General features: G+C 69.4%; 11 protein-coding genes. 1 reads left to right on the top strand and 10 read right to left on the bottom strand.

What is annotated here, in order from left to right:
• Positions 1-65 precede the first annotated feature (65 nt).
• The 7 genes from mreD to ACF09J_RS08300 all read right to left on the bottom strand — a co-directional run bounded on the left by mreD (position 66) and on the right by ACF09J_RS08300 (position 8,310).
• Positions 66-743 carry a rod shape-determining protein MreD gene (mreD, locus tag ACF09J_RS08330; protein WP_392304578.1) on the bottom strand — a complete coding sequence of 226 codons (678 nt, stop codon included), beginning with the start codon at positions 741-743 and terminating at the stop codon, positions 66-68.
• A gap of 14 nt (positions 744-757) precedes the next feature.
• Entirely contained in the window at positions 758-1,699 is a 942-nt protein-coding gene (mreC, locus tag ACF09J_RS08325) for a rod shape-determining protein MreC (RefSeq protein ID WP_392304577.1), read from the bottom strand.
• Between the two features lie 159 nt (positions 1,700-1,858).
• Positions 1,859-2,878: a rod shape-determining protein gene (locus ACF09J_RS08320; protein WP_100566843.1), complete on the bottom strand. Its 1,020-nt coding sequence runs from the start codon at positions 2,876-2,878 to the stop codon at positions 1,859-1,861.
• 313 nt (positions 2,879-3,191) lie between these two features.
• Positions 3,192-3,605 carry a nucleoside-diphosphate kinase gene (gene ndk / locus ACF09J_RS08315; RefSeq protein ID WP_392304576.1) on the bottom strand — a complete coding sequence of 138 codons (414 nt, stop codon included), beginning with the start codon at positions 3,603-3,605 and terminating at the stop codon, positions 3,192-3,194.
• A gap of 64 nt (positions 3,606-3,669) precedes the next feature.
• Positions 3,670-4,032, bottom strand: a complete 363-nt coding sequence (locus ACF09J_RS08310) for a DUF4233 domain-containing protein (RefSeq protein ID WP_392304575.1) — start codon at positions 4,030-4,032, stop codon at positions 3,670-3,672.
• Between the two features lie 6 nt (positions 4,033-4,038).
• Positions 4,039-5,556 (bottom strand): bifunctional folylpolyglutamate synthase/dihydrofolate synthase, encoded by a 1,518-nt coding sequence (locus ACF09J_RS08305; RefSeq protein ID WP_392304574.1) that lies wholly within the window; start codon positions 5,554-5,556, stop codon positions 4,039-4,041.
• 123 nt (positions 5,557-5,679) lie between these two features.
• Positions 5,680-8,310, bottom strand: a complete 2,631-nt coding sequence (locus ACF09J_RS08300; RefSeq protein ID WP_392304573.1) for a valine--tRNA ligase — start codon at positions 8,308-8,310, stop codon at positions 5,680-5,682.
• 137 nt (positions 8,311-8,447) lie between these two features.
• Here ACF09J_RS08300 and ACF09J_RS08295 point away from each other — a divergent pair, with 137 nt between their 5' ends.
• A complete protein-coding gene (locus ACF09J_RS08295; protein ID WP_392304572.1) occupies positions 8,448-9,404 on the top strand; it encodes a hypothetical protein in 957 nt (318 codons plus the stop codon).
• A gap of 63 nt (positions 9,405-9,467) precedes the next feature.
• On the opposite strand, the gene clpX is transcribed toward ACF09J_RS08295, so the two are convergent.
• The 3 genes from clpX to ACF09J_RS08280 all read right to left on the bottom strand — a co-directional run bounded on the left by clpX (position 9,468) and on the right by ACF09J_RS08280 (position 12,331).
• Complete coding sequence (gene clpX / locus ACF09J_RS08290; protein ID WP_100566838.1) at positions 9,468-10,754, bottom strand: ATP-dependent Clp protease ATP-binding subunit ClpX; 1,287 nt, start codon at positions 10,752-10,754, stop codon at positions 9,468-9,470.
• A gap of 159 nt (positions 10,755-10,913) precedes the next feature.
• On the bottom strand, positions 10,914-11,594 hold the full coding sequence (locus tag ACF09J_RS08285) for an ATP-dependent Clp protease proteolytic subunit (protein ID WP_392304571.1): 681 nt from the start codon (positions 11,592-11,594) through the stop codon (positions 10,914-10,916).
• A 131-nt stretch (positions 11,595-11,725) separates the two neighbouring features.
• On the bottom strand, positions 11,726-12,331 hold the full coding sequence (locus ACF09J_RS08280) for an ATP-dependent Clp protease proteolytic subunit (protein WP_199836507.1): 606 nt from the start codon (positions 12,329-12,331) through the stop codon (positions 11,726-11,728).
• Positions 12,332-12,565: the final 234 nt, after the last annotated feature.

Below are 12,565 nucleotides of genomic sequence, written 5' to 3'. Positions count from 1 at the left end.
TGCCTCCCCCTCTCAGTGCGTGTAACGGACCTGTGCGGCCGGCGAAGCGGCCGACTGCCGTGCTGTCACAGGCGCTTGACCCCCTTGATGCGGCCGACCCGGGTGGTGCGGGTGCGGGCCTTGGCCTTCAGGCTGCCGAGCGCGCCCCGCCGGCCGCCGATGCTCAGTCCGGTGCCGGAGGAGAGCCAGCCCGAGGAGATGTCGGTCTTCCTGGTGGCGGAGCCGGTCTCGGCGAGCGGGTCGTTGTCCGCGCGCCTGGCCAGCCACATGACCCCGGGGACCACGAAGGGCGCGAGCAGCAGGTCGTACACGGCGGCCGTCAGGAGCAGTCCGCCCAGGCCGACATGGCGGGCGGCGGTGTCGCCGACGAGGGCGCCGACGCCCGCGTACAGCAGGGTGGAGCCGATGGCGGCGCCCACCACCACGGCCATGGGGCCGGTGGCCGACTTCACCTGGCCGTTCTCGGGCTTGATGAGTCCGGCGAGGTAGCCGATGACGCACAGCACGAGCGCGTAGCGGCCGGCGGCGTGGTCGGCGGGCGGGGCGATGTCGGCGAGCAGTCCGGCCCCGAAGCCCACGAGGGCGCCGCCGACATGGCCGTAGACCATGGCAAGGCCGAGCACGGTGAGCAGCAGCAGGTCGGGGACGGCGCCGGGCAGGTGCAGCCGGGACAGGACGCTCACCTGGATGACCAGGGCGACGACGACCAGCGCGGTGGAGAGCAGGATCCGGTTGAGGCGCATGGGACGTGAAGCTCCTACTGCTGCGGCCGGTCGGGGGCGTAGGCGTCGGCGGAGGGGGTGACCGTGACGGTCACCGTGGGCGTCGGAGTGGGCTTGGGCTTCGGCGGCAGGACCTCGTCGCGCGGGTCCTTCTTGGGGGCCTGGACGACGACGCCGACGACGTCGAGCTTGGTGAAGCCGACGAACGGGGTGACGTAGACCGTGCGGGTCAGGTCGCCGCCGGAGGGGTCGACGCGGGAGACGACACCGACCGGGACGCCCGGCACGAAGGGCTTGTCGGCCTGGGAGCCGAAGGTGACCATGCGGTCGCCCTTCTTCACGTCCGACTTGCCGTTGAGGAGTTGGACGCGCAGCGGCCGGTCGCCCTGGCCGGAGGCGAAGCCGAGTTCGTCGCTGCCCTCCATGCGGGTGCCGACGGTGAAGTCGGGGTCGTTGGCGAGCAGCACGGTGGAGGTGCTGGGGCCCACGGTGGTGACGCGGCCGACCAGTCCGTCGGCGTTGAGGACGGTCATGTCGCGCTGGATGCCGTCGGAGGCGCCCGCGTCGATGGTGATGGTCCAGGAGAAGCCCTGGGTCGCCCCTATGGCGATGACCTGGGCGCCCTTGATGCCGTACTGGCCCTCACCGGCCAGCTTCAGCATCTTGTTGAGCTGGGTGAGACGGCTGCGCTTGCGGTCGTCGCTGCCGAGTTCGGCCTTGAGGGCGGCGTTCTCCTTCTCCAGCGCGGCGAGCCGGTCGTGGCGTTCGCCGGAGTCGCGGACCGCGGAGACCGCGTTGCCGACCGGGTTCACCGCGGCCGACACACCGTTCTCGATCGGGCCGAAGACGGTGGCGGCGGCCTGCCGGGCACCGTCCACCGGGGAGTTCTCCCCGCCGCGGATGTCCACCGTGATCAGCGCGAACGCGATGGCGATCAGCAGCACCAGGAGCAGCCGGCTCTCTTTCGTGTCCCTCACGTGCGGCGGCCGTGCCTTCCTCATAGGAACTGGGTGGCCCCGGCGAAGCGCGGTCTGCGCGCCGTCCCAAGGGGCCCGCTTGCGGGAGCTTAAGCCTCTATATCAACGATCCGCCGTACGAGAAAAGATCATCTCGTACGGCGGAGTCGAAGAGTTGTGTCATCTGCGGGGCTGGGCGTCAAGGACCTGCTGGAGTGCCTCGAACTCCTCGACGCACTTGCCCGAGCCGAGCGCCACGCTGTCCAGCGGGTCCTCGGCGATGTGGATCGGCATGCCGGTCTCACTGCGCAGCCGCTCGTCCAGTCCGCGCAGCAGTGCACCGCCGCCGGTCAGAACGATTCCGCGGTCCATGATGTCGCCGGACAGCTCCGGCGGGCACTTGTCGAGCGTCGTCTTGACCGCGTCGACGATCGCGTTGACCGGTTCCTCGATGGCCCTGCGCACTTCGGCGGCCGAGATGACGACGGTCTTGGGCAGGCCGGAGACGAGGTCCCGGCCTCGGATTTCGGTGTGCTCGTCGGAGTCGAGGTCGTACGCCGAACCGATCGTGAGCTTGATCTGTTCGGCCGTACGCTCACCCAGCAGGAGCGAGTACTCCTTCTTGACGTGCTGGATGATGGCGTTGTCCAGCTCGTCGCCGGCGACGCGGATGGACTGGGCGGTGACGATGCCGCCGAGCGAGATGACCGCGACCTCCGTGGTGCCGCCGCCGATGTCCACCACCATGTTGCCCGTGGCCTCGTGGACCGGCAGGCCGGAGCCGATGGCCGCGGCCATCGGCTCCTCGATGATGTGCACCTGGCGCGCGCCGGCCTGGGACGAGGCCTCGATGACGGCGCGGCGCTCGACGCCGGTGATACCGGAGGGCACGCAGACGACGACGCGCGGACGAGCCAGATACCGCCGCTTGTGGATCTTCAGGATGAAGTAGCGGAGCATCCGCTCGGTGATCTCGAAGTCCGCGATCACGCCGTCCTTGAGCGGACGCACGGCGACGATGTTGCCCGGCGTGCGCCCGATCATCTTCTTCGCCTCGGCGCCGACCGCGAGGATCCCACCGGTGTTGGTGTTGATCGCGACGACGGACGGCTCGTTGAGTACGATCCCGCGACCCCTGACGTACACCAGCGTGTTGGCGGTCCCGAGGTCGACAGCCATGTCACGGCCGATGAACGACATTGAGTTCCCCATCAGGATTCGTCTGGCCTTCCCTGGGAGCTTTTGACGGCAGTTCAGGTACGGCGAGGTGGGTGCTGTGACGTGAAGGCTTCCATCGTAGACGCGCCTGCACGAACACTGCGCGAGGGTCTTCGCCATTGTCAGCAGATGGCGTACCGACCCGCTTGTGGAGACGGTCCATCGGGGGCACTCGTTCCCCCGATCGGGACCGCGTATGCCACCGGGCGGCCGGGTTCGCGCGGCCGCCCAGGTCAGGCGGACGGCCGAGCTGACGGTCTGTCAGCCCGGCGGGGCCAAGGAGGGCTCTCGGGGGTCAGCCGCGGCCCGGGAAGAAGATCTTCACCTCGCGCTCGGCGGACTCCTCGGAGTCGGAGGCGTGGATCAGGTTCTCCCGGACGATCACGCCGAAGTCGCCGCGGATCGAGCCCGGGGCGGCGGCGATCGGGTCGGTCGGGCCCGCCAGCGCACGCACGCCCTCGATGACCCGCTCACCCTCGACGATCATGACGACGACCGGGCCGGAGGCCATGAACACCATCAGCGGCTCGTAGAAAGGCTTGCCCTTGTGCTCGCCGTAGTGCTGCTCCAGGGTCTCCGTGTCCAGGGTGCGCAGGTCCAGCGCGGTGATCTGCCAGCCGGCCTTGCGCTCGATACGGCTGATGATCTCGCCGGTCAGGCCACGACGGACGGCGTCGGGCTTGAGGATGACGAGGGTGCGCTGGGTCACGGGTGGCTCCTTCACCTGGCAGATGTGCGGTGGGACGAGGTTACAGGGCGTGTCGCCGTTCCTGTCACGCAGCGTCAGCCGGAGGGCCGGCCTCGGCGGCCTGCGCCGCGAATCTGGCCCTGGCCTCCTCGATCTTCCGCCCGAAGTGCACCGAGGCCCACCACAGGGCCGCGAAGACCGCGCCGAGGAAGTACATCATCGGCACGATCAGACCGGACGCGATCAGCGCCACCTGGAGCACCCAGCCGAGGACCACACCGCCGGGCCGGGTCACCACGCCGCACAGCAGCAGGCACAGCAGCATCGCGATGCCGCTGACCGTCCACACCGTCGCCATGGACAGGCCGGGGTCCTTCATCGCGACCAGCGCGGCGAAGCCGATGACGAAGAACTCGCCGATCAGGGTCGAGGAACACAGCGTACGCACGAGAAGTCAGCCCCTTCCCAGGAGCAGTCGGGCCTCACCGACGGTGATGACGGAGCCGGTGACGAGCACACCGCCGCCGGAGAACTCGCCCTCCTCCTCGGCGAGCGTGATCGCGGCCTCCAGCGCGTCCGGCAGCCGCGGCTCGACCTGGACCCGGTCCTCGCCGAACACCTCGACGGCGAGCGCGGCCAGTTCGTCGGCGTCCATCGCGCGGTGACTGGAGTTCTGCGTCACCACGATCTCCGCGAAGATCGGCTCGAAGGCCTCCAGCAGACCGCGCACGTTCTTGTCGCCGCTGGCCCCGACCACCCCGATCAGCCGGCTGAAGTCGAACGCCTCCTGGACCGCCTCGGCGGTCACCCGCGCGCCCGCCGGGTTGTGCGCGGCGTCCAGCACCACGGTCGGCGAGCGCCGTACGACCTCCATCCGGCCGGGCGAGGCCACGGACGCGAACGCCTTGCGCACCGTCTCCAGGTCCAGCGACTCGGCGCGCTGCGCGCCGACGCCGAAGAACGCCTCGACGGCGGCGAGCGCCACGGCGGCGTTGTGCGCCTGGTGGGCGCCGTGCAGCGGCAGGTACACCTCGGGGTACTCGCCGCCCAGCCCGCGCAGGGTCAGCAGTTGCCCGCCCACGGCCACCCCGCGGGCCGCGACACCGAACTCCAGCCCCTCGCGGGCGACGGTCGCGTCGACCTCCACGGCCTTCTTCAGCAGCACCTGTGCGGCGTCCACCGGCTGCTGGGCCATGATCACGGTGGCGTCCTGCTTGATGATGCCGGCCTTCTCGCCCGCGATCTCGCCGGGCGTGGAGCCCAGGCGGTCGGTGTGGTCGAGGTCGACGGGGGTCACCACGGCGACGTCACCGTCGATGACGTTCGTGGCGTCCCAGCTGCCGCCCATCCCGACCTCCACGACGGCCACGTCGACCGGCGCGTCGGCGAAGGCGGCGTACGCCATGCCGGTCAGCACCTCGAAGAAGGACAGGCGGTACTCCTGCGAGGCGTCGACCATCTCCACGTACGGCTTGATGTCCTGGTACGTCTCGACGAACCGCTCGGCGGAGATCGGGGCGCCGTCCAGGCTGATCCGCTCGGTGATCGACTGCACGTGCGGGGAGGTGTACCGGCCGGTGCGCAGTTCGAAGGCGCCGAGCAGGGCCTCGATCATGCGGGCGGTGGAGGTCTTGCCGTTGGTGCCGGTGATGTGGATCGACGGGTACGACCGCTGCGGCTCGCCCAGGACGTCCATCAGCGCGGCGATCCGGCTGACGGAGGGCTCCAGCTTGGTCTCGCCCCAGCGGGTGGCCAGCTCGCCCTCGACCTCGCGCAGCGCACGGTCGACCTCGGGGTCCTCCGGGCGTCCGGGTACGTCGGCCTGCGGCGGCCCGCCCTGCGTGCGCAGGGTGCGGCTGCCGGCCTCGATCACCGCGAGGTCGGGGTCGCGGGTGGTCTCGGCCTCGATGATCTCGTCGAAGGAGTCGAGGGGGTCGGGCTGACCACTGGGGTCCGGGGGGAGCTCACTCACGGGGCCAGTGTACGGAGGCTCGCCGACATACGTGGGCGAAGGCCCCCGGAGCCGAGTGGCTCCGGGGGCCTTCGCCGCCCTCACGTGGGTCCGCTCCCCGCGCTTGCGGGGTGCGCCCGTGCGCTACGCCTGCGGCAGCCGCTCCAGCTGCGCGGCGATCCGGGTGATGTCCTCCTCCGCCTTGGCCAGGCGGCCCCGGATCTTCTCCACGACGTTGTCCGGGGCCTTGGCCAGGAAGGCCTCGTTGCCGAGCTTCGCCGTCGCCTGGGCCTTCTCCTTCTCGGCGCCCGCCAGGTCCTTGGCGAGGCGCTTGCGCTCCGCCGCCACGTCGATCGTCCCGGAGAGGTCGAGGGCCACCTCGGCGCCGGAGACCGGCAGCGTCGCCGTCGCGGTGAAGCCGTCGCCCTCCGGCTGGAGGCGCAGCAGCTGGCGGATGGCGGCCTCGTGCGGCGCCAGTGCCGTGCCGTCGAGGGTCAGCCGGGCCGGGACGCGCTGACCGGGCTGGAGGCCCTGGTCGGCGCGGAAACGGCGGACCTCGGTGATGACCGACTGGAGGGACTCGATCTCCATCTCGGCGCCCGCGTCCCGGAAGCCGCTGTCGGCCGGCCACTCGGCGACGACGACGGACTCGCCGCCGGTCAGCGTCGTCCACAGCGTCTCCGTGACGAACGGGACGACCGGGTGCAGCAGCTTCAGCGTGACGTCCAGGACCTCGCCCAGGACACGCTTGGAGACCTCGGCCGGCTCGCCGCCCGCCTGGAACGTCGTCTTGGACAGCTCGACGTACCAGTCGAAGACCTCGTCCCAGGCGAAGTGGAACAGGGTGTCCGACAGCTTGGCGAACTGGAAGTCCTCGTAGTACGCGTCGACTTCGGCGACGACCGAGTTCAGCCGGGACAGGATCCAGCGGTCGGTCGCCGACATCTTCGCGGCGTCCGGCAGCGGCCCGTCCACCGTCGCGCCGTTCATCAGCGCGAAGCGGGTGGCGTTCCAGATCTTGTTGGCGAAGTTGCGCGAGCCTTGGACCCAGTCCTCGCCGATCGGCACGTCGACGCCGGGGTTGGCGCCGCGGGCGAGGGTGAACCGGAGGGCGTCGGAGCCGTACTTGTCCATCCAGTCCAGCGGGTTGACCGCGTTGCCGAACGACTTCGACATCTTCTTGCCGAACTGGTCGCGGACCATGCCGTGCAGGGCGATGGTGTGGAACGGCGGGGTGCCGTCCATCGCGTACAGGCCGAACATCATCATCCGGGCGACCCAGAAGAAGAGGATGTCGTAGCCGGTGACCAGGACGGAGTTCGGGTAGAACTTCGCGAGGCTCTCGGTCTGCTCGGGCCAGCCGAGGGTGGAGAACGGCCACAGGCCGGAGGAGAACCAGGTGTCGAGGACGTCGGTGTCCTGCTTCCAGCCCTCGGCCTCGGTGCCGGGCGGCTGCTCGTCGGGGCCGACGCAGACGACCTCGCCGCCGGGCCCGTACCAGACGGGGATCCGGTGGCCCCACCACAACTGCCGCGAGATGCACCAGTCGTGGAGGTTGTCGACCCAGTCGAAGTACCGCTTCTCCATCTCCTGCGGGTGGATCTTGACGCGGCCGTCCCGGACGGCGTCGCCGGCGGCCTGGGCCAGCGGGCCGACCTTGACCCACCACTGCATGGACAGGCGCGGCTCGACGGTGGTCTTGCAGCGCGAGCAGTGGCCGACGGAGTGGACGTACGGGCGCTTCTCGGCGACGATCCGGCCCTCGGCGCGCAGCGCGCCGACGATGGCGGAGCGCGCCTCGAAGCGGTCCAGGCCCTGGAAGGGGCCGTGGACGGTGATGACGGCGTGTTCGTCCATCACGGTGATGGCGGGCAGGTCGTGGCGCCGGCCGATCTCGAAGTCGTTCGGGTCGTGGGCCGGGGTGACCTTGACGGCGCCGGTGCCGAACTCGGGGTCGACGTGCTCGTCCGCGACGACCGGGATGGAACGGTCGGTCAGCGGCAGCTTGATGAGCTTGCCGACGAGGTGGCGGTAGCGCTCGTCGTCGGGGTGCACGGCGACGGCGGTGTCGCCGAGCATGGTCTCGGCACGGGTGGTGGCGACGACGATGGTGTCGTCCCCCTCGCCGTACGTCATCGAGACGAGCTCGCCGTCGTCGTCCTGGTACTCGACCTCGATGTCGGAGATGGCGGTCAGGCACCGGGGGCACCAGTTGATGATGCGCTCGGCGCGGTAGATCAGTTCGTCGTCGTAGAGCCGCTTGAAGATGGTCTGGACGGCCTGCGAAAGACCCTCGTCCATGGTGAAGCGCTCACGGGACCAGGCGACGCCGTCGCCGAGGCGGCGCATCTGGCCGGAGATCTGCCCGCCGGACTCGTTCTTCCACTGCCAGACGCGCTCGACGAAGGCCTCACGGCCGAGGTCGTGCCGGGACTTGCCCTCCTTGCCGAGTTCGCGCTCGACGACGTTCTGGGTGGCGATGCCGGCGTGGTCCATGCCCGGCTGCCACAGCGTCTCGTGACCCTGCATGCGCTTGCGGCGCGTGAGGGCGTCGATGAGCGTGTGCTCGAAGGCGTGCCCCAGGTGGAGGCTGCCGGTGACGTTCGGCGGCGGGATGACGACGGTGAACGGCGGTTTGTCGCTCTTCGCGTCCGCCTCGAAGTAACCCCGCTCCACCCAGCGCTCGTACAGCGGCCCCTCTACGTCGGCCGGCGCGTACTGGGTCGGCAGTTCGGTGTCGGGCGCTGGTGGCTGCTGCTGAGCGTTCTCGGTCACGGGGTCAGTTTAGATGCGTCACCGCGCTGTCCCGAACCGCATTTGTTTCGTAACGGTGGCGACCCCGATGACATGGTGTGCCCGTACCTGGGCCAGGATGTCAGGGACACATAAGCATCTGGAGGGGAACCCAGGAAATGAGCGACAACCAGCCGGGCCCGTACGGCGGGCAGCCCCAGCAGCCCGGGCCGTACGGCCAGCCTGGTCCCTACGGCCAGCAGCCGCCGCAGGGACCGCCCCAGCCCGGCTACGGCTACCCCCAGCAGGCCCCTCCCGCCCAGCCGCAGCCCGGCTACGGCTACCCGCAGCAGCCCGCCGCCCCGGGCGTCCCGCCCCAGCCGAACCCCTACGGCCAGCAGCCCCCGTACGGCCAGCCTCCCTACGGCGGCGCCCCGCAGCCCCCGGCCCCCGGTGGCGGCGGCAAGAAGACGGGCCTGATCATCGGCGCGGTGGCGGTCGTCGCGGCGATCGCGGTGGGCGCGTACTTCGTGTTCGGCGGGGGCGGCGGCTCCAGCGTCAAGAACGACGGCCCGCACAAGCTGACGACGCCGGCGACGGTGCTGGGCGGGGAGTACAAGAAGGGCCCGAACGACGACTCCGACGGCATGACCAAGTCCGACCTCAAGGACGCCGAGAAGTGGGGCGTGAAGAACCCCCAGGACGTCAGTGCCGGTTACAGCGCCGGTGAGGGTCTGACGCTGAAGATGCTGAACTTCAGCGGTGTCTACGGCACGATCGATGACCCGGAGGCCATCGTCGACGCGATGTTCGCCAAGATGAAGACCGAGTCCCAGAAGGAAAAGGGCGGCGATGGCGGCAAGGGCGAACTCGAGGGCAGCCCGCAGAAGATGACGCCGTCCGGCTTCAACAACGGTATCATGAAGTGCCAGAACGCCAAGATCACGAACGACAAGGCGACGGACGGCGTTCCGAAGGTCATGAACGTGCCCATGTGCGTCTGGGGGGACCACAGCACGCTCGCTGTCGTGCTGTCGGTGGAGGTGGCCAAGATGGCGACGGGAGGCGGCGTCTCCCTCGAGGACGCGGCCGATCTCACGGCGAAGCTGCGCAACGACGTCCGCGTCAAGGCCTGACACACACCGAAAGGGGCCCCGGTCGGGTCGACCGGGGCCCCTTTCTGGTTCGTGCGGCGGCGGTTACGCCGTCTTCTGCTCGCCCGGGCCGCGGCCGCGCGCGTCGCGCGGGATCAGGGTCGGGTTGACGTTGGAGAGGACGACGTCGGCCGTGATGACCACGCGGGCCACGTCCTTGCGGGACGGAACCTCGTACATCACGCCCTGGAGCACCTCCTCCATGATGGCGCGCAGTCCGCGGGCGCCGGTCTGGCGGAGGATGGCCTGGTCGGCGATGGCCTCCAGGGCCTCGCGCTCGAAGTCCAGCTCCACGCCGTCGAGTTCGAACAGGCGCTGGTACTGCTTCACCAGGGCGTTGCGCGGTTCGACGAGGATCTTCAGGAGCGCCTCGCGGTCCAGGTTGTGGACCGAGGTGATCACCGGAAGCCGGCCGATGAACTCCGGGATCATGCCGAACTTGACCAGGTCCTCGGGCATGACGTCCTCGAACTGGTCCTTGGTCTCCAGCTCCCGCTTGGAACGGATCGTCGCGCCGAAGCCGATGCCCTTGGCGCCCGCCCGGCCCTCGATGATCTTCTCCAGACCCGCGAAGGCGCCGCCCACGATGAACAGGACGTTCGTCGTGTCGATCTGGATGAACTCCTGGTGGGGGTGCTTGCGGCCGCCCTGCGGCGGGACCGAGGCCGTGGTCCCCTCCAGGATCTTCAGCAGAGCCTGCTGGACGCCCTCGCCCGACACATCGCGGGTGATGGAGGGGTTTTCACTCTTCCGCGCGACCTTGTCGATCTCGTCGATGTAGATGATCCCGGTCTCGGCCTTCTTGACGTCGTAGTCGGCCGCCTGGATCAGCTTCAGCAGGATGTTCTCGACGTCCTCGCCGACGTACCCGGCCTCCGTCAGCGCCGTGGCGTCGGCGATGGCGAACGGGACGTTCAGCATGCGGGCCAGCGTCTGGGCCAGCAGGGTCTTGCCGGAGCCCGTGGGGCCCAGCAGAAGGATGTTGGACTTGGCGAGTTCGATGCCGTCGTCCCGGCCCTGCGCGCCGCCGTTCTCGCCGGCCTGGACGCGCTTGTAGTGGTTGTACACCGCGACGGACAGGGCTTTCTTCGCGGCCTCCTGGCCGACGACGTACCCGTCCAGGAACTCGTAGATCTCACGGGGCTTGGGCAGCTCCTCCCAGCGCACCTCGCTGGTCTCCGCGAGTTCCTCCTCGATGATCTCGTTGCAGAGATCGATGCACTCGTCGCAGATGTACACACCGGGCCCTGCGATGAGCTTCTTGACCTGCTTCTGGCTCTTGCCGCAGAACGAGCACTTGAGCAGATCGCCGCCGTCACCGATGCGTGCCACGGTGTGCTTCCCCTTCGCCTGGGAGACGCCTAGGTCCAGCGGCTCCTGGTGCTGCCTTATGTCGACGGTACCTTGCCGGGCCCCTCGTTCGGGCCCCCCTTGGCACGGTTCGCTTTGACGTGCACCGTGCCAAGGAGTGGCAGACGATACTGCCTCCCGTCAGCGGACGGACGCGTTGTTCATCTTGCGGGTCGAGATGATCTGGTCGATCAGCCCGTACGACAGGGCCTCCTCGGCCGTGAGGATCTTGTCGCGCTCGATGTCCTCGCGGATCTTCTCGATCGGCGTGGTGGAGTGCTTGGCCAGCATCTCCTCCAGCTGCGAACGCATCCGGAGGATCTCGTTGGCGGCGATCTCCAGGTCGGAGACCTGACCGCGACCGGTCTCGCTGTACGGCTGGTGGATCAGTACCCGGGCGTTGGGCAGCGCCATGCGCTTGCCCGGCGTGCCCGCGGCCAGCAGGACGGCGGCGGCCGAGGCGGCCTGGCCCATGCACACGGTCTGGATGTCGGGCTTCACGAACTGCATCGTGTCGTAGATCGCGGTGAGCGCCGTGAAGGAGCCGCCGGGGCTGTTGATGTAGACCGAGATGTCCCGGTCGGGGTCCATCGACTCCAGGCACAGCAGCTGCGCCATGACGTCGTTGGCGGAGGCGTCGTCGATCTGGACGCCGAGGAAGATCACCCGCTCCTCGAAGAGCTTCGCGTACGGGTCGTACTCGCGGATGCCCTGGGAGGTGCGCTCCACGAAGCGCGGGATGACGTAGCGGGACTCGGCCGTGGGGCCGGTGTACTCGGCATGCGCACGGTCGTAGAGGCCGCTGCCGGGGAAGTCGTTCACGGTGTCTCCTGAAAAAGGGCTGGGCGGTCGGCTGGGGCTGGCTGGGCCGCGCGGAGGTCCGGAAGCCCGCCATGGGGCCGGGAACTCCGCGGGAGCGGCTCAGGGGGCCTCGTGGGCCCCGTGGGAGCGGCTCAGGCCCCGGTGCCGCCGCCGCCCGGCATGCCGGCGGCCGTCGGGATGACGTCGTCGATGAGGCCGTACTCCTTGGCCTCGTGGGCGTCGAACCAGCGGTCGCGGTCGGAGTCGCGGGTGATCTGCTCGACCGACTGACCGGTGTGGAAGGAGGTGAGTTCGGCCATGCGCTTCTTGGTGTGCAGCAGCCGCTCGGCGTGGATCTTGATGTCCGAGGCGGAGCCGGCCAGACCCGCGGACGGCTGGTGGATCAGGATCTCGGCGTTCGGCAGCGCGAAACGCTTGCCGGGCGTGCCCGCGCTGAGCAGGAACTGGCCCATCGAGGCCGCGAGGCCCATGGCGATGGTCACCACGTCGTTCTTGATGAACTGCATGGTGTCGTAGATCGCCATGCCCGCCGTGATCGAGCCGCCGGGGCTGTTGATGTACAGGTAGATGTCCTTGTCCGGGTCCGCGGCAAGGAGCAGCAGCTGTGCGGTGATCTTGTTGGCGATGTCGTCGTCGACCGGCTGGCCGAGGAAGATGATCCGCTCGCCCAGCAGCCGGTTGTAGACCTGGTCGCCGAGGCCACCACCGATGGAAGGCTCGCCGGCGGCGGAGGGCATCAGATTCGTCACGTATCCACCTGCTCGTCTTACGACGGCGCCGGGCCGTCTCACGTGTTCCTGCCAGGGGCTTCAGGGGACTCCCCTGCCCCCGTACTCATGGACCCTAACGCGCGGCTCCCTTCGGCGAATCCCGCTGAGGGGAGTGTTCGCCGGGGGCGTAGCGCGGGGGTCTTCGGATAGGCGAACGGGCCCCAGGTCACAAACGTACCCGGGGCCCGCCCTTCGTGCGCA

Origin of the sequence: Streptomyces sp. NPDC014889 (assembly GCF_043081205.1) — a bacterium.
Classification (GTDB): Bacteria; Actinomycetota; Actinomycetes; order Streptomycetales; family Streptomycetaceae; genus Streptomyces.
The sequence above is the reverse complement of the archived record's forward strand: the minus strand, read 5'-3'. Positions and strand labels throughout refer to the sequence as shown.

Coding starts and splice junctions, on each gene's coding strand:
- ACF09J_RS08295 (WP_392304572.1), top strand. CDS start 8,448: ATGAGCGACAACCAGCCGGGCCCGTACGGCGGGCAGCCCCAGCAGCCC.
- ACF09J_RS08320 (WP_100566843.1), bottom strand. CDS start 2,878: ATGTCGTTCATCGGCCGTGACATGGCTGTCGACCTCGGGACCGCCAAC.
- ACF09J_RS08280 (WP_199836507.1), bottom strand. CDS start 12,331: ATGCCCTCCGCCGCCGGCGAGCCTTCCATCGGTGGTGGCCTCGGCGAC.
- mreD (WP_392304578.1), bottom strand. CDS start 743: ATGCGCCTCAACCGGATCCTGCTCTCCACCGCGCTGGTCGTCGTCGCC.